14 protein-coding genes are annotated in these 16,430 nt (G+C 41.6%); 6 read left to right on the forward strand and 8 right to left on the reverse strand.

Annotation, left to right across the window (positions count from 1 at the left end; genetic code table 11):
• Nucleotides 1-26: 26 nt before the first annotated feature.
• Nucleotides 27-1,442, forward strand: coding sequence for a Si-specific NAD(P)(+) transhydrogenase (gene sthA, locus LZZ98_RS01540; RefSeq protein WP_086175556.1), 1,416 nt, complete (start codon nucleotides 27-29; stop codon nucleotides 1,440-1,442).
• A 109-nt stretch (nucleotides 1,443-1,551) separates the two neighbouring features.
• On the opposite strand, the gene LZZ98_RS01545 is transcribed toward sthA, so the two are convergent.
• The 6 genes from LZZ98_RS01545 to LZZ98_RS01565 all read right to left on the reverse strand — a co-directional run bounded on the left by LZZ98_RS01545 (nucleotide 1,552) and on the right by LZZ98_RS01565 (nucleotide 7,487).
• Nucleotides 1,552-1,881 carry a four-helix bundle copper-binding protein gene (locus tag LZZ98_RS01545; protein WP_237786359.1) on the reverse strand — a complete coding sequence of 110 codons (330 nt, stop codon included), beginning with the start codon at nucleotides 1,879-1,881 and terminating at the stop codon, nucleotides 1,552-1,554.
• A gap of 211 nt (nucleotides 1,882-2,092) precedes the next feature.
• A complete protein-coding gene (gene chrA / locus LZZ98_RS01550) occupies nucleotides 2,093-3,316 on the reverse strand; it encodes a chromate efflux transporter (RefSeq protein ID WP_237786360.1) in 1,224 nt (407 codons plus the stop codon).
• Between the two features lie 439 nt (nucleotides 3,317-3,755).
• Entirely contained in the window at nucleotides 3,756-4,718 is a 963-nt protein-coding gene (locus tag LZZ98_RS01555; RefSeq protein WP_237786361.1) for a TauD/TfdA dioxygenase family protein, read from the reverse strand.
• A 189-nt stretch (nucleotides 4,719-4,907) separates the two neighbouring features.
• Nucleotides 4,908-5,042 (reverse strand): hypothetical protein, encoded by a 135-nt coding sequence (locus tag LZZ98_RS15480; protein ID WP_265733364.1) that lies wholly within the window; start codon nucleotides 5,040-5,042, stop codon nucleotides 4,908-4,910.
• Entirely contained in the window at nucleotides 5,035-6,249 is a 1,215-nt protein-coding gene (locus tag LZZ98_RS01560; RefSeq protein ID WP_237786362.1) for an MFS transporter, read from the reverse strand. Before LZZ98_RS01560 ends, LZZ98_RS15480 begins: the two co-directional genes overlap by 8 nt.
• A gap of 155 nt (nucleotides 6,250-6,404) precedes the next feature.
• The gene (locus tag LZZ98_RS01565; protein WP_237786363.1) at nucleotides 6,405-7,487 is read right to left on the reverse strand and encodes an OmpW/AlkL family protein; all 1,083 of its coding nucleotides are present in this window, start codon (nucleotides 7,485-7,487) and stop codon (nucleotides 6,405-6,407) included.
• 421 nt (nucleotides 7,488-7,908) lie between these two features.
• Between LZZ98_RS01565 and LZZ98_RS01570 the strand changes: the two genes are divergently transcribed.
• Nucleotides 7,909-8,088, forward strand: a complete 180-nt coding sequence (locus tag LZZ98_RS01570) for a hypothetical protein (RefSeq protein WP_086175550.1) — start codon at nucleotides 7,909-7,911, stop codon at nucleotides 8,086-8,088.
• Nucleotides 8,089-8,157: 69 nt separating this feature from the next.
• Here LZZ98_RS01570 and LZZ98_RS01575 read toward each other — a convergent pair whose 3' ends face one another.
• Together LZZ98_RS01575 and LZZ98_RS01580 are read right to left on the reverse strand one after the other, a co-directional pair.
• Nucleotides 8,158-9,615 (reverse strand): sensor domain-containing diguanylate cyclase, encoded by a 1,458-nt coding sequence (locus LZZ98_RS01575; protein WP_237786364.1) that lies wholly within the window; start codon nucleotides 9,613-9,615, stop codon nucleotides 8,158-8,160.
• Between the two features lie 196 nt (nucleotides 9,616-9,811).
• Entirely contained in the window at nucleotides 9,812-10,600 is a 789-nt protein-coding gene (locus LZZ98_RS01580) for an A1S_2505 family phage non-structural protein (protein WP_237786365.1), read from the reverse strand.
• A gap of 182 nt (nucleotides 10,601-10,782) precedes the next feature.
• Between LZZ98_RS01580 and uvrB the strand changes: the two genes are divergently transcribed.
• The 4 genes from uvrB to LZZ98_RS01600 all read left to right on the forward strand — a co-directional run bounded on the left by uvrB (nucleotide 10,783) and on the right by LZZ98_RS01600 (nucleotide 16,318).
• Nucleotides 10,783-12,807, forward strand: a complete 2,025-nt coding sequence (gene uvrB, locus LZZ98_RS01585; protein ID WP_237786366.1) for an excinuclease ABC subunit UvrB — start codon at nucleotides 10,783-10,785, stop codon at nucleotides 12,805-12,807.
• Nucleotides 12,808-12,925: 118 nt separating this feature from the next.
• On the forward strand, nucleotides 12,926-13,513 hold the full coding sequence (locus LZZ98_RS01590; RefSeq protein ID WP_237786367.1) for a lipocalin family protein: 588 nt from the start codon (nucleotides 12,926-12,928) through the stop codon (nucleotides 13,511-13,513).
• Nucleotides 13,514-13,661: 148 nt separating this feature from the next.
• The gene (gene rarD, locus LZZ98_RS01595; RefSeq protein WP_237786368.1) at nucleotides 13,662-14,591 is read left to right on the forward strand and encodes an EamA family transporter RarD; all 930 of its coding nucleotides are present in this window, start codon (nucleotides 13,662-13,664) and stop codon (nucleotides 14,589-14,591) included.
• 269 nt (nucleotides 14,592-14,860) lie between these two features.
• A complete protein-coding gene (locus tag LZZ98_RS01600; RefSeq protein WP_086175544.1) occupies nucleotides 14,861-16,318 on the forward strand; it encodes a glyceraldehyde-3-phosphate dehydrogenase in 1,458 nt (485 codons plus the stop codon).
• Nucleotides 16,319-16,430 lie beyond the last annotated feature (112 nt).

A 16,430-nucleotide genomic window follows, 5' to 3' on the forward strand; every position in this document is an offset into this window, starting at 1 on the left:
ATCAGGATTAAATATAGGAGCGTTGAATGCCACGTAAGAAAGAGGTCGTTAGTGGAACTTTCGTCAAGTACGATGCGGTAGTTCTCGGTTCAGGCCCTGCGGGTGAAGGCGCGGCAATGAAACTTGCCAAATCTGGCAAGCGTGTTGCAATTATTGATGTGCGTGAACAGTTAGGTGGTAACTGTACACATGTAGGTACCATTCCAAGTAAAGCATTGCGTCAGACCGTATCAAGCATTTTGCGTTACCAGCGTGACCCGATGTTCCAAAAAGTGGGTGACTGGAAACAGTTCACCATGAAACAGGTGCTGCGTAATGCACATAAAGTAATTCAACAACAGGTTGAAACGCACTCCCGTTTCTATGACCGCAATAAAATTGATATTTATCACGGTCGTGCGTACATCCAAGATAAAAATACTGTATTGATATTCAGCCCTGAAGGCGTAACAGAAACGATCGTTTTTCAGCAATTGGTGATTGCGACGGGTTCACGTCCATACCGTCCAGCGGCGCTTGATTTTAATCATCCACGTGTCTTTGATTCAGACAAAATTTTGGATCTGGATTTCTCCATCCAAAAAATCATCATCTATGGTGCTGGTGTAATTGGTTGTGAATATGCATCCATTTTCATTGGTCTGGACCATAAAGTCGATTTGATCAATACCCAGCCTAAATTGCTCAGCTACCTGGATGATGAAATTTCTGATGCCTTGTCTTACCGTTTACGTGAGCAGGGTGTATTGATTCGTCATAATGAACAACTTGATCATCTGGAAACATTTGATGATCATGTGGTGATGTATTTACAAAGCGGCAAGAAAATTAAAGCCGATGCCATTTTGTGGTGTAATGGCCGTTCGGGAAATACTGACGGTTTAGGTCTGGAAAATGTGGGTATTACACCAAACAGTCGTGGTCAGCTCACAGTGAATGATCAGTACCAGACTGAAGTGGAAAATATCTACGCTGCCGGTGACGTGATTGGCTGGCCATCATTGGCTTCTGCTGCATATGACCAGGGTCGTTGCGCTGGTTCAAACATGAGTGGTGAAGAGAATGTTAAACCTGTAACGGATATTCCGACAGGTATTTACACCATTCCGGAAATTTCTTCCATTGGTAAGACTGAACAGCAGTTGACTGAAGAAAAAATTCCTTATGAAGTTGGGCAGGCATCTTTCCGTCATTTGGCACGTGCACAAATTACCGGTGATACCGTGGGTGAATTGAAAATTTTATTCCACCGTGACACTCTGGAAATTTTAGGTGTGCATTGTTTTGGTAATAATGCTTCGGAAATTATTCACATTGGTCAAGCCGTGATGAACAGTCCAAACAATACCATCAAGTATTTTGTTGAAACCACGTTCAACTATCCGACCATGGCGGAAGCATACCGTGTAGCAACATTAAATGGTATGAACCGTTTGTTCTAAGATTTTTTAAATTTTAGATAGAAAACCCGTGAGTGAATACTTGCGGGTTTTTTGTTTATGGGGAGGAATAAAAACATCATGCCTGGGTAGGGGTGATTATATCTTGATTCTAGGCAGCCATCTTTCGGCACTCAGCAGCACAGCGGCGGCAGGCTTCAGCACATTGCTGACAATGTTCATGCTCATGATGACTGCATTCTTCTACACAATATTCGCAAGCCTGAGCACAAAGCTCACAGATTTCTTTTAGAAAAGGAGATTGCTTTTGTTGCATGCGGGCACAGAGCTGACAGATATCCGCACAGTCCAGACAACGTTGTATACATTCCCGCATCATCTCCAGCTCCTGTTCTTTTAAACAGGAGCTGGCACAGTGGGTACAGGCTAGGGAGCAAGTCATACAAGCCTGAACACAATCTGAAAATGGGATCTCATTCATCCTTTTCTCCTTTATCCACATAGTGTTATTGCAATTTTTTAATACGCTAAGCAGAAAAAGGAAAATACACTAGTGATATTCAGTGAGTAAAAGTAAAAAGTGTCCTGTTTCAGTAAGATCTAGCTCAGAATATAAAATTGATTCTGCCTGGACATATGATGGGTGATTGGAATTCTAAATGCCAAAAAAGCATGCTTGTTTACATGATTGTTTAATAGAAAGAATGGTTCAAGATAAGCAGCACAGCATAATAAACCAAGAAACTGCCAATAATGCTGAGCCAGACTGGAATTTTGCTTTTAAGTAATGCAATGACACCAATAACAAAAACAATATCTAAGCCAGAGAGTAAATATTTTTGCCCCATCTGCACCACCAGACACAATAACAAGCCAACCACTGCGGCATTAATTCCTGCCAAGGCTTGAAATAAACGTGGCTGTTGCATTAAACGTGACCAGTAGGGTAAAGCACCAAATATGAGTAAAAAAGAAGGTAAAAAAATCACCACGGTGGCAAAAGCCGCGTTCAATACAGTAGATGAACTTAAGGGCAATAATGCACCTAAATAACTGGCAAAACTAAATAATGGTCCCGGCATCAGCTGGGCAATGGCATAGCCCAAGTCAAAATGCTGGTTCGAGATTAAACCAGTAGCAACAAAATCTTGCTGTAAAAATGGCAAGATAATATGACCACCCCCAAAGACTAAAGATGCGGTACGGTATAAATCTGAAAAAGTTTCTAACCAGAGACTAGGGAAAAAATGTTGTAATGGTGGTACCAATACAAAAGGTAAGGTAAATAAAATAAGCCAGAGATAAGCAAAAGATTTTTTAGCTGTGATTGATTCCTTGGCAACAGGTTTAAGCGTATTTTGTTGCGGGAAATAATGGTGATAAATCAGTCCTGCGAATGCCCCGAATAGGATGGCTAAAACCTGATTGATTCCTAGCGGTACAACATAAACCAGTAATCCGGCCAAAAACATCAAGAGATATTGGCATTTGGCTTTACAAAAAGTAGTCAACATTTGCCAAAAAGCCCATGCCACCACACTAAACACAATCAGCTGAATCACATGAAAAAAATCGGCAGAAAAATAGTTGGAAAATTGAATGCCGATCATTGCCGCAAGGGTCATGAGCAGGGCGGATGGTAAAGTAAAGCCGAGCCATGCCAGCAGCGCACCAGGATAACCTTTCAGCTGATAGCCAATCGCGATGCCCATTTGACTACTGGTGGGCCCGGGTAAAATTTGTGCCAAGGCCAAGAGATGGGCATATTGCTGTTCATCCAGATATTTAAGTTGTTGCACAAAACGCTGATAAAAAAACACCAGATGAGCTGCTGGGCCGCCAAATGCCGTACAGCCTAATTTAAGGAATATTTTAAATAAACTGAAATTTGACAAGATGGGAACAGAGGGCAACATAATGATCCAAAAAATATTTGAGTTTTAGCCGGAGCAAGATTAACAGGCCAGATTTAATTTGTTATGTATTTTTCCTGCAATACATATTTCTAGCATGAAAAAGCCCATTTCAAGTGATTACTTTTGATGGGCTTTTATTTTTTAATTTAACCTGGAAATATTTAAATAAAATGACCATCTTGAAAATAATCAACGATTTGATGGGTTTGTGTACGCTATGAAAGGATCGTAGACTCAACAATCGCTGCATTCCATGATACAGCAGTTAAAATCAACAGCCTTTTTCAGTCAATGTATGAGAGCCGAACAGTAAAAAAGCAGCATCATGGCCACACCTGGATTTACGATTTTGCGCATTCGTAAATCTAGTGGCCATGATGCTGTGGAGTAATCTTATGAGGTATTGTTTATTGTTATTATTTCAGATCGATGACATTGATTAATAAGGTCGACCGCCTGCCAGACTGATGCGTTTCAGTAAACGGCGCTGATCGGATGGGAAGGGGCGACGAGAGTGTAGCGTGGCCTGATTATCCCAGAATACGATATCGCCTGGTTCCCATTGATGTTCATAGCGGAATTCAGGTTTTAACAGATGTTCGCGCAATGAAGCAATCAATTCACTGCCAGCCTGATCATCATAATTGACCAGTTCCACCTCGGAATGGGTATTTAACCAAAGTGCTTTACGACCACTCTCAGGATGGGTGCGCACCAGTGGATGTGGGTAGGCATGACCAATAATCGGTTGATCTTTAAAACGATATAAAGGACTGCTGCCATAACCATTACTGTTATTGTCTTTAAGGTGTTGTCGACGTACAAAGGGGTTATAGGTAATCAGTTGTAATTGATCGATATGCTGTTTGGTTGTTTCTTCTAAAGCGTCATAAGCCTTGATGGTATTAAACCAGGATGTTTGTCCGCCATCCTTTGGTAATTCAATGGCATATAGCAATGAACCAAAAGAAGGTTGTGGCGTCCATTGGTGATCAGCATGTGGCGAAAGTTCACCATAGCCGGTGTAATCACCCTGTCCCACAGCATTGGAAACAGGAACGACATCGGGTGGTGTCCCAGTATCTGTTTGGGTGGCAAGTACAGGATTATCTGCACTTGGGCGGAAAATGGAACCAAAATAGCTGGCAAAGGCCAAATACTGTAAATCGTCCAAGCGCTGGTTTTTAAAAATTAAAATCAGATGTTCGGCCAGTGCTTGTTTTAGACGGTAAATAGTTTCACCTGCTTGGGCTTTACGTGCATCCAGGCCAAAAATTACAGCGCCTAAAGCTTCACCCTCTAAGGGCACAATAGTAATGTCCCTCGGGTTTTGAAATTGCTCTGCCTGATGCCAGCGCGGTGCATCATGAATGGCTTGTGAAAGTTGGGTTAATGCGGTCATTGTTATTGCTCAGACTGTTTTTTGTTACCACTCAATCTAAGAAAAAATGCACTGGCTGAAAAATCAGAAATTATTCTAAGTTTATGAAAAAACGCATAAATTTAACTAATATGTTGAAAATACAGCTTTTAATAAAAACTGTATTTTTTAGTGTAAAAATAGCTGTTGCTGTGTTTAAAAATCAGCAGTTTAGTGGGCACAGAAAGCTTGATTGAAATACTCAAACAGTTCAGGTGTCTTGAGCCATAAGAAGATGGCAAACGCGAATAAAAGCAATAAGGCAGCTATAATCGCCAGTCTTAGTCCAAGGGTAGAATCAGTCATGAATGACATGCTCCTCATTGACAAAGAAATGCACCAATACACCAAATATGCTCAGTAGAATGGAAAAAATCCACACCATATTGTAGTCACCGGTGATGTCATGATTAACACCGCCCAGCCATCCGCCAAAGAAGGAACCGACTTGGTGGGTAAAAAATACAATGCCGCTTAACATGCTGAGGTATTTTATCCCAAACATATTGGCCACAATACCATTGGTCAGCGGTACGGTAGATAACCACAATAAACCCATGATGATGCCGAAGCTGTAAATTGTCCAGGTACTCAAAGGCAGCAATAAAAAGCCAATAATGGCAATGCCACGTAGGCCATATAAGCCCATGAGCAAATAAGGTTTTGAATATTTTCCACCCAGCCAGCCTGCGGTATAGGTGCCGACAATATTAAATAAACCGACCAAGGCCAGGAAAATCGTGCCTGTGGTGGCATCAAAACCATGATCAATCAGATAACCCGGTAAATGAATACCAATAAACACCACCTGAAAACCACAGACAAAAAAGCCTAAAGACAGGAACCAGAACGGTTTGTGATTTCTGGTAATAATCAAAATTTCTTTGACGCTTAATGCGGATTTATTGGCTTGGGCAAGAGCATGAGGTGCCACATACATCGGTGCCTTGAGTAGCCATGCCAGAGGAATGATCAGAGCTATCAGAATGGCACTGACGATTAATGCTGCTGACCAGCCTACACTTTGTAAAAGGAGCAAGGTGGACGGCAGCATAATAAATTGGCCAAAAGAACCTGCTGCACTGGCAATGCCCATGGCAAGACTGCGCTTTTCCGGATGTGCGGCACGCCCCACGGCAGAAAGCAGCACAGGAAAAGAAGTCGCAGAAAGCGCCAGGCCCAGAATTAAACCGACACTTAGATTCAGCAGCAAGCCACTTGAGCTGACCGCCATCAGCAACAGGCCCAGGGTATAGAGCGCGCCCCCAACCGCAACCACAATTTTACTGCCATATTTATCGGCAAAAGCTCCGGTAATCGGTTGTACCGCACCCCAAATCAAGTTTTGCATGGCGATAGCAAGACTAAAAATATTATGTCCCCAACCAAATTCATGGCTCATGGGAACAAGATACAAGCCAAATGCATGACGAACACCCAATGACAAAGCCAGAATAATGGCACTTCCAATTAACATATAAATCAGAGGTTTGGAAAAACGGGTGTCTGACATAATTCATCCATGCGGGGTTTTGTTGTGGCTATGTTATTCGATTATAAAGAGCGAGGCGATTAAATAAAATTTAAACAAAAGATAAAATTAAGTTATAGAAAGTTTTATAAATACAAAAAAGACGACAAAAAGTCGCCTTTTTATTCAGGGTGAACTTAAAAACGAATGCCCACCCCCGCATAAGCCAGTATCGGGTTGACTTCAATATCTGCTTTAGAGGTAATTAATTTACCCAGCCTGTCATCAGATACGGTAATGGTGGTTTCATTTTTAAGATGTGCATAAGACACTGAACCCACCGCAAACCAGCGCTCATTAAAATCATAGGTGAAACCGACAGTGGCAATTGGAGCAAAAGCGTCGGTGGCTTCGAGGTCTACTTTAGGATTGGCTTTACTTGGTTTGCCTTCTAGTGAAGCTCCGGCATTGCCTTGTTTGATATTGGCAATCATATGACCAGCTGCAATCAAATCCTGTTCAGTACGCGGATTAATTTCCAGTTCATTAAAGTAAGCATACATCACCCCTAAACCGACATAAGGGCGGAACTTATTGATACCAGTTTTACCAAAGTGATATTGGAATTCAAAGGCAGGCGTCCAGGCACGTGCCGATGCAGCAGGCCCATGGGCTTCTAAATCGGTAATAAAAATATCATTTTGCAAATCAATATTGAGGAATTCTAAAGGCAAGTTGCCAATTTGCGGTGTTGCCACAGCAGAGAAGGGCGCATAAATTTTTCCTTTGCCCTGTAAGTCCACTTTGGGGGGAATGCCTGCCTTCATTTCAAAAGAAACATGATCGGTAAAGAAGTAATTGGTCATGATCCCCAGTGTAGTGACATCATCTGCCTCCAGACCTGTACCCGGATTGTTCCATTGTTCTAAACCCTGAATCTTTGAACTTCCGCTCAGTCCACTACTGAGTTGACCACCACTAAGATAGCCTAATCCTTTTAATGCTGCCGCGAGTGCAGTTTGATTCACCTTTGGATTGAGATTGTTGAGTACGGTATCGACTTGAATATCACCATTCTTGGCGACTTCACCATTTTTAACCGCAGTATTGACCTGAAAAGGCTGAGCTTTACCTTGAGGCATAACATGCAGTGCACCTACAGAAACAGCAAAGCGTTTAAAGCCATCCCCATCTTTTAAACTAAAATAAGGGGAATCGGCATGGCTCAGGGCAGGTAAGGCAGCAATAGACGACATCATACAAAGTAATGTTTTTTTCATTCAGGGACTCCATGTCCATGTTGCGTTTATTCGTTTTATTCGTTCACTTTTCTTATTCTATGTTTAGAGAAAAATCATTTTGTTATTAAAAAACATTAATCTGGTAGTATTCATGTAAAAATTTAGCTGTTTTGTTTCAATAACATGGAGAAAAATAATTTTATGTAACATGTTATTTTTACTGTTTGATGAGGTTTTAGCGAGTTGAAAATAAACTAGAAGTGAGAAGATATTTATATATTTTTAACGCATTTATAGCGGTGATATGAGGGTTCCAGGTGATCAATTGTTGTTACTATGCGGTGAAAAATAGCGGATTGCTGGCATGAATAAAGTGCTTGCGCAATGAGCTAAAATCCAATCCTCGCACTGCGAGGTATTTTTCCGTACAATATGTCGCAGAAATCCTTGAGTGAATCATATGAGCACCCAAAATACTCCCAAGAAAAAGCCCCTTGTGAATTTGCCTTTTCCAATTAAAAAGGCAGATGAAAATTCTTCCGATGAAGTATTAGAAGATTTACGCCCTAAACCCCAGCGCTATGCTGATCGTACCTGGATGCCGCCACGTGGTACGCGCCGCTCTATGGGCAAGCGTTAAGTTCTCCATATAAAAAAGCCATGGTCACCATGGCTTTTTTATTGACGTATAACCCTGGGTTTTGAATGTTTAACTCGAGCTAGAAAGTTGGCTGCGTCTATCATGATTCTGATAGTAATTCTTTTTCTGACGATACATGTCCAGGTCAGCACGCTTAAGCATATCTTCAATCCGTTCGTGCTCAAAATTTGTCGCATGACCTATAGACAGGCTGATCGGCTGATTGGCATAAAATTGATTATCGACCAATAAAAGCTCATGCAGACTTTGCAAACAATTTTGTAAGGCGGCTTCATCTGCACCCGGTAAAAGGACTACAAACTCATCTCCGCCAATGCGTGAAGCTGAATAGCGGGTATGCTGAATCAGCTGGGTAAGAATGTTACCCATACGCCGTAATAGACTGTCACCTGCATCATGTCCCTCGCTGTCATTCAGCTGTTTTAATCCATTTAAATCCATAAAAATACACGAGACCGGACGTAATAGATTGCGTTCAAGCCGGTTCAGTTCTGCCACATAAAAAGAGCGGTTGTACAGTTTAGTGAGTACGTCGTGTTTGCCTAAATATTCCAGATAATGTTCAGCCTTTTTGCGTGCGGTAATATCAGTCAGGGCAACCTGTACAATGCTCCAGTCATCCAGATAATCTGGAAATACGGTAAATTGCAGCAGCACATGGCGAATGCTGCCATCAATCGCGTAATTGACCGCTTCACGTTGATGATGCAGATGACCGTTCCACAATTCAATCAATTGTTCCCGAAAAGTTCGAACCATTTCCTCAGCAAAAACAATATGAAGATTTTTTAATAAAATATCTTTGCTCGGGGCACCAAACAGGTCGAGTGTGGCTTGATTGACATCAATGACTTTAATTTCCTTGATGCATTCAATGATAAATTCATTATGCACATCCAGAAAAGTTGCAAAATCTTCAATGCCTAATTTACGTAATTGATCCAATTTAATTTTAATACGACTGAAATCTTCTATCCAAAGTGAGGTTGGAGAATAAGTAAAGCGTGCCTCTGCCATATGACGGCTTCGTTCTTCCCTACGGCAGGCTTCAGTGTAATGAGTGATATCTTCTGTGGTAATTAATACCAAGGATAAATCCTGTTCATGTTGCGGCAATACAAGGCCTTTGAGCTGGATATCCAGGCGCTTTCCAGTCAAGGTATAGTTTACTGCGGGATTGGAAAAACGGATTTCACCATTCCACAACGCAACAAGTTCGTGGATATGGGTTTTTGTCATGTCTTCTTTAAAGACTAATTGCAGGTTTTGCGATAAATGTTCAAAGTCTTGGGCTTGATAAAGTTCAAGGGTTTTAGAATTGACCTTTAATAATTTAATTTTTTTTGCGCATTCAAGAATACGCGATTCATCTTCTTGCAGGAAACTGAACAGATCTTGCACGCCCTGACTACGCCAAAGATCAAATTGTTTTTTGATTTCACTATAGTCTTCCAGCCACATGGCAACGGGAGAGAGTTCAAAAAAGGGGGAGTTCAGCATGTCCATTCAAGACGCTCATTATTTTTTAGAATTTAAGTATCAAGTATATGATGTAAAAAATGATTTTAAAATAATATGATAAGTAAAATAATATGTATTTTTAATGAGCGTTATGTCTCAAAATAAAAAAAGTAAGGCGGATAAAAAAAAGCCAATTCAGGAACTGGCTTTCAAGATCGGTTCTATGAAATAGGATTAAAGCTTAGCGGCTGGCTCTACGGGCCTTGTTTTCTGGTTTGGGTGCAGAAATTTCACGTTCACCTTGCCAGACATCCATAAAGTCTTTTTCATTGATATTGTAGAGTTCCAGCAAGGCCAGAATGACTCCGCCAAACATCATTGAACCTTCTGAATGCTCTTGCCAGTCAAAAATCTTGCCGTTTAGCCCATGCAAAATGTCTGAAATTTCAAAACTACGATCACGGCCATTGCTATCGGTTGGGTAGATTTGGGTATTGAGAATAATACGGGCGGCACTTTTTTCATTTTCTGACAAATCTAAACAGGCAGTAATATCTTCATCTGGAGAGGAAAAAATAACCTCATCAGTAAATACCGTTCTGAGAAAATGTCGGGTCAGTTTGGGTAAGGCTCTTTCTACAAAAGGGCGGAAAGAAATGGGAAAAATCACATTATGCGAAATACCTTTGAACATGGGTGCAATTTCTTCGGTTTTATAGCCGGCAATGCCGCAACCCACCGAGGTAATGAAATAGGTCATTTTCGGATGGTTTTTGGTATAAATTTTAAAGTCATCTATATAGTGCTGAATTTGCGACAAGGGCATTTGTTGCAAATGCTCATTCATGGTCGGAATGGCATAGCTTTGACCCGACCAGCCACGTCCTACGCCTTGCATTGCACCAAAATGTTGCAGGGCAGTACGCGCAGCCCCACCTGCATGGTTTCCTGCCATGTTGCTGCCAAAAACAAAAACGCTATCTTCCGGTAGATTTTTGACAATACTTTCGTCATGGTAATGGTAAGTCATAGGCTTTATTGTGATCACGAGGCTTTGTTTCATGTTGCTATTGAATGCGCATGCGGTCAAGACAAAAATGCTGCAATTTTCTCAATATAAGGACAGCACTAAATATCGAAACATTGATATTGAATGTTGAGCTTTAACCCTCATATCATTCAAACTGCATTATTGTATAGAAGCTGAAAAATATGTCGGATAGTCATCAACCTTTTGAATTAGTGACCAGCTATCAGCCCGCGGGTGATCAGCCACAAGCCATTGAAAAATTAGTCAAGGGTATTCAAAAAGGCTATCACGACCAGTTGTTATTAGGAGTAACCGGTTCAGGTAAAACCTATACCATGGCCAATGTGATTTCCCAGTTACAGCGTCCGACTATTGTTATGGCGCATAACAAGACTTTGGCTGCACAGTTGTATGGTGAGTTTAAGTCATTTTTCCCGAATAACGCGGTTGAATATTTTGTCAGCTATTATGACTATTATCAGCCTGAAGCGTATGTGCCATCTTCCGATACCTTTATTGAAAAAGATTCGGCGATTAATGACCATATAGACCAGATGCGCCTTTCGGCAACGCGGTCATTACTGGAACGCCGTGATGCGATTATTGTCGCTTCAGTTTCGGCCATTTATGGTCTGGGTGATCCGAATGCCTATATGAGCATGTTGCTGCATATTGTGCAGGGCGACCGGATCAGCCGTGATGACATTATTCGCCGTCTGGTGGAAATGCAATATAGCCGTAACGAACTGGAATTCTTGCGTGGTACTTACCGTATCCGTGGCGAAATTATTGATATTTTCCCGGCCGAGTCGGATCAGGATGCCATTCGCATCGAACTGTTTGATGATGAAGTCGATTCTATCCGCTGGTTTGACCCCTTAACCGGCAAAATGGTGCGTAAAGTTCCACGCGTGACCATTTATCCTAAAAGTCATTATGTTACTCCGAAGGATAATTTACAGCGTGCCATTGGTACCATCCGTGAGGAGCTTCAGGAGCGTTTAGGCTTCTTTAGGGCCAACGATAAATTACTGGAAGCACAGCGTATTGAACAGCGTACCCGCTATGATCTGGAAATGATGCAGCAATTGGGCTATACCAACGGCATCGAAAACTATTCACGTCATTTGTCCGGCCGACCGGCAGGTGAGGCACCACCGACCTTATTTGACTATATTCCCGATGATGCCTTGCTGATTATTGATGAATCGCATGTCACGGTGCCGCAAATTGGCGCCATGTACAAAGGTGACCGCTCTCGTAAAGAGAATCTGGTCAATTATGGTTTCCGTTTGCCAAGTGCGCTGGATAACCGTCCCATGCAGTTTGAAGAATGGGAACGTATTATTCCATCAACGATTTATGTCAGTGCAACACCGGCAAAATATGAACTGGAAAAATCGGAACAAATTGCCGAACAGGTGGTTCGTCCAACTGGGCTGTTGGATCCTGAAATTGAAATTCGCCCAGTGCTGACTCAGGTCGATGATGTGCTGTCGGAAATCAATATCCGTAAGGAACTGGATGAACGTGTTCTGGTCACGACCTTGACCAAACGCATGGCGGAAGACTTAACCTCGTATTTAAAAGAATACGGCGTTAAGGTGGCTTATCTGCATTCAGACATTGATACCGTAGAACGTACCAAAATTATTCATGAGCTGCGTAGCGGTGTGCATGACGTACTGGTCGGTATTAACCTGCTGCGGGAGGGTCTGGATATGCCGGAAGTATCTCTTGTAGCCATTCTGGATGCCGATAAAGAAGGTTTCTTGCGTTCGGAGCGTTCATTGATCCAAACCATTGGTCGTGCTGCACGTAATGTGAAAGGTAAAGCGATTTTGTATGCCGACCGGATCACTGATTCCATGCAAAAGGCGATTGATGAAACTGATCGGCGCCGTGCCAAACAGATTGAGTTTAATACCCTGCATGGTATTACACCACGAAGTACCAAGCGTCAGAATAACCAGGATATTGATACCGGTGAAGTGCTGACTGATGATCAAATTGACGAGAAAATTTCGGATCAGGCTCGTGCCTTAAGTGCCGATGAACGCCACATTTTGGCAGACCCTAAATTGCTGGCAAAACATTTGTCCAAACTGGAAAAAGAGATGCTCAAAGCCTCGAAAGAATTGCAGTTTGAACAAGCAGCGCGACTACGTGACGAGATTGTCCGCTTGAAAGCTCAAATGCTCAGTTAGTTGGATGATTTTTATTGCAAAATCATTACATAACGCTACAGTATGAAGCAGTCGAAATCGTTACTTTTAAATGTATAAGCATTTTAAGAATTTAAAATTTTGACTGAAAGGTATTTTTATGACATCCAATAATCTTCCAAAAGCAAGTTATAAACTGGCGAAAATTGCTGTGGGTGGAGCAGTATTGCTCGGTCTGGGTATGGCTACCATGGCCTATGCACAAACCAAGCCATTACAAACAGTGGAAAAGGTTGAGCTGGATAAATATCTGGGTGTCTGGTATGAAGTGGCACGTAAACCTTTATATTTCCAGAACAAGTGTGATCGTGATGTCACTGCGACTTATACCTTGAACGAGAATGGCAATGTTGCTGTAGACAACCGCTGTTACAGCAAAGATGGCAGCCTAAACCAGTCTATTGGTGAGGCTTTTGTGCAAAATGCACCGTTTAATAGCAAATTAAAAGTGAGTTTCTTGCCTGATGCAATTCGCTGGTTGCCTGTGGGTCGTGGCGATTATTGGGTGCTTAAAATAGATGACGATTATCAAATTGTATTAGTCGGTGAGCCGCGACGCAAATACATGTGGGTATTGTCACGTAGCCCGCAACCCGATCAGGCCGTTGTTAAAGAGTATTTAGAATATGCAAAATCGGTGGGCTATGACTTGGGCGATGTGATTCATACCAAGCAGACAGTGAAATAGCAAACTGAATATTTAACAAAAGTTCAAAACCATGCTTAGGCATGGTTTTTTATTTGCTACTATAGCCTGACTTAAAAAAGATGAATGATCCATTATTCTGGGATCATTCGGTATGCGCATGAAATGGATAATATCCTTGAGGTAAAAGATGTATAAAGGCTTGGCTTTGTCGATATTGGCATCTGTTACTTTTGGGGTGTTGTATTTTTATAGCCAGTTTCTGAAACCATTTGATAGCGAACAAACTTTTGCCTGGCGGATGCTGGTGACGCTGCCTTTTTTAACCCTGTTTATGTACTGGTCTGGGGATTTGCAGCATATTTCCCAGATTTTTAAACGTATTGTTAAACAGCCTGTATTGTTGATCTGGCTGATTTTTAGTTCCATTTTGTGTACCACACAGTTATGGCTGTTTCTGTGGGGGCCCATCAATGGCCGTGGCTTGCAAGTTTCACTCGGTTATTTCTTATTGCCTTTGGTGATGGTGCTGGTCGGTTGTGTACTTTATAAAGAAAAACTATCGAAATGGCAGCTGGCAGCTGTGATCTTGGCCATTTTAGGGGTAGGACATGAAATCTGGCGTATCGGCAGTATTGCCTGGGAAACGGTTTATGTCGCTTTAGCTTACCCCTTATATTTCTTTTTACGTCGTGTCTTTAAAACGGATCATCTGGGTGGTTTCTGGTGGGATTTATGCCTCATTTTGCCGGTGGCTTTTTATTTGGGCTTTATTCACAGTGACACCTTGGGTGTGATGGGATCTTTCCCTCATCTGATCTGGGCCATTATCGGTTTGGGCTTTTTAAGCGCACTTGGACTGGGCAGTTATATTTTGGCCAGCCGTTATCTGCCTTTTGTAATTTTTGGCTTACTCAGTTATCTGGAACCGGTGCTTTTGGCCTTTGCTTCAATTGTGCTGGGTGAGCGGGTTGAGGCAGGGGAATGGCTAACGTATATTCCCATCTGGATTGCTGTTTTATTGTTGGTGGTAGAAGGCACAATTCATATCATCAAACAAAAGCGTAAACAGCAGGCGCTGAATCAAAATGTAGAAAACTATCAGGATCGTTTGAAATAGACTCCATTTGCTAAATTGAATAAAAACTTAGGTTGTTTGATTAAACAACATGTAACAAAAAAGTTTTTTAAACCGCAAAAATTGCGGTTTAAAAATTTCAAAAGCAAAATCATTATAATAATTACAACTATTTTGTAAAATTATAGTGAATATATCGTAAAAAGCGCATTGAAAATTCAGCTTTCGATTCAAAGTTGCTGATAATTCCTTTACAATTGCCGGGTTTTGAAATTTATGCCTAGATATACAATTAATTAGAGGACGTATCTGTGAGCAAAGACACTATCATCGCCCTACATGCAGAGCACCAAGGTCGCTGGAAAAACCGTGAAGAAATCGCGGAACGTATGATTGCACTTATTGGTCAATTATATCGTGAAAAAAATATCGTGACTTCTGTATACGGTCGTTCTTTAGTTAACCGTTCAGTAATCCAAATTTTAAAAGCTCATCGCCGTACACGTGTGATGGATGTTGAGCTTTCAGTGGTTCACACTTTCCCGATTTTAGAAGCTTTAGCTAAAATTGAAAATATTGGTTCAGCAGAAATTGATCTAGGTAAACTTGCTGTTGAATTCAAAGAAAAAGGCGGCGATGTAGACGCTTTTGTTGCTGATGCAGTGAAATCTTTAGCAGGTAGTGCGAAGGCTGTAGAAGGCAAAGATGTTGTTCTTTACGGTTTTGGTCGTATCGGTCGTATTCTTGCTCGTTTAATCATTGGCCAATCAGGTTTGGGTCGTGGTTTAAACCTTAAAGCAATTGTAGTGCGTAAATCATCTGATGGCGATTTGGAAAAACGTGCTTCATTGTTGCGTCGTGATTCAATTCACGGTCCGTTCCAAGGTACAATCTCAGTTGATGAAGAAAACGAAGCAATTATTGCAAACGGTAACTTCATTAAAGTGATCTATGCATCTAGCCCAGCTGAAGTGGATTACACTGCTTATGGTATTAACAATGCATTGGTGATTGATAACACTGGTAAATGGCGTGATGCAGAAGGTCTTGCTCAACATCTTCAATGCCCAGGCGCTGCACGTGTAATCTTGACAGCACCTGGTAAAGGTGACATGAAGAACGTTGTATTTGGTGTGAACCAAGCCGACATTCTTGATGAAGACACCATCATTTCTGCTGCAAGCTGTACAACGAACGCCATCACTCCGACACTTAAAGTGTTAGAAGACAAATACAAAGTGCTGAATGGTCACGTTGAAACAGTTCACTCGTTCACGAATGACCAGAACTTGATCGACAATTACCATAAAGCTGACCGTCGTGGCCGTGCTGCGACTTTGAACATGGTTATTACTGAAACTGGTGCTGCTAAAGCTGTTGCTAAAGCACTTCCTGCACTTAAAGGTAAGTTGACTGGTAACTCTGTACGTGTTCCTACTCCAAACGTATCACTTGCTATTCTTAACTTAACGCTTGAGAAAGAAGTAGATCGTGAAGAAGTGAATGAATACATTCGTCAAATCTCGATCAACTCTAACCTTCAAGGTCAAATCGGTTATACCAACTCGACTGAAGTTGTATCTTCTGACTTTATCGGTTCACGTACTGCAGGTGTATTTGATGCGCAAGCAACAATCACTTCAGGCAACCGTTTAACTTGCTACGTTTGGTACGATAACGAAGTGGGTTATAGCTGCCAGGTATTACGTATTGCGGAACAAATGGGCGGCGTAAGCTATCCTAAGATTCCTACTGAAACAAATGCATAATTTGTAAAGTAGTATGAAAAAGAGCCTTATTTGAGGCTCTTTTTTTGCATTGAAAAAAATTGGCAGATGGCTTTCTTTGCCGAATATTTATAAGGTCTCTCGACATCACTAT

This window comes from Acinetobacter sp. SM34 (genome assembly GCF_022012365.1).
Taxonomy (GTDB): domain Bacteria; phylum Pseudomonadota; class Gammaproteobacteria; order Pseudomonadales; family Moraxellaceae; genus Acinetobacter.